Annotated in this window: 1 protein-coding gene; it reads right to left on the bottom strand. The window is 49.1% G+C overall.

Annotation, left to right across the window (positions count from 1 at the left end):
* A partial coding sequence (locus ABLT31_RS38880) for a BCCT family transporter (RefSeq protein ID WP_367761080.1) occupies positions 1-635 on the bottom strand: 635 nt, incomplete at both ends.

Here is a 635-nt window from a genome sequence, read left to right as displayed (position 1 = left end):
GGCTGAGCAGTCGCTGCCGCTTCCATATAAGCCATGGAACCCGTTCGATCGAACTCTCCTTGGAGATTTTTAAGCAGACAATAACACATCATTACCATGATGATGGCAAAAGGAAACGCCGTGGCAATGGAAACCGTTTGAAGCGTTGACAGCCCCCCGCTAATCAGCAATACGACTGCGATTGAGGATTGAATCAATCCCCAGGTTAATTTGGTTCCGTTGGTCGGATTCATGTTTCCTCCTGAGCTAAGCATACCAAGAACATATGTAGCTGAGTTGGCAGAAGTAGCAAAGAAGGTAATAACCAGGATAACCGCTATGCCGCTCAACAGCGTGCTAAGCGGAAAGTATTGGAAAAACTCAAAGAGTGCTGTCGAGACATCCGTTGTCATCTTTTCGCTCAGTTCCGTTTTTCCTTGGTCCCGAATGATGTTCAAGGCTGAACCGCCGAAAGTGGAAAACCATACAAACGTCCCGAGGGTAGGTGTTACCAATACACCCATAATAAATTCACGGATGGTGCGGCCCCGAGAAACGCGGGCGATAAAGGTGCCCACAAACGGTGCCCAGGCAATCCACCACGCCCAGTAGAATAGCGTCCATCCCGCAATCCATGTATCATCGCGAAACGGTTC

Source organism: Ammoniphilus soli (genome assembly GCF_040813775.1).
Note: the sequence above shows the minus strand (reverse complement) of the source record. Positions and strands in the feature narration are given on the sequence as shown.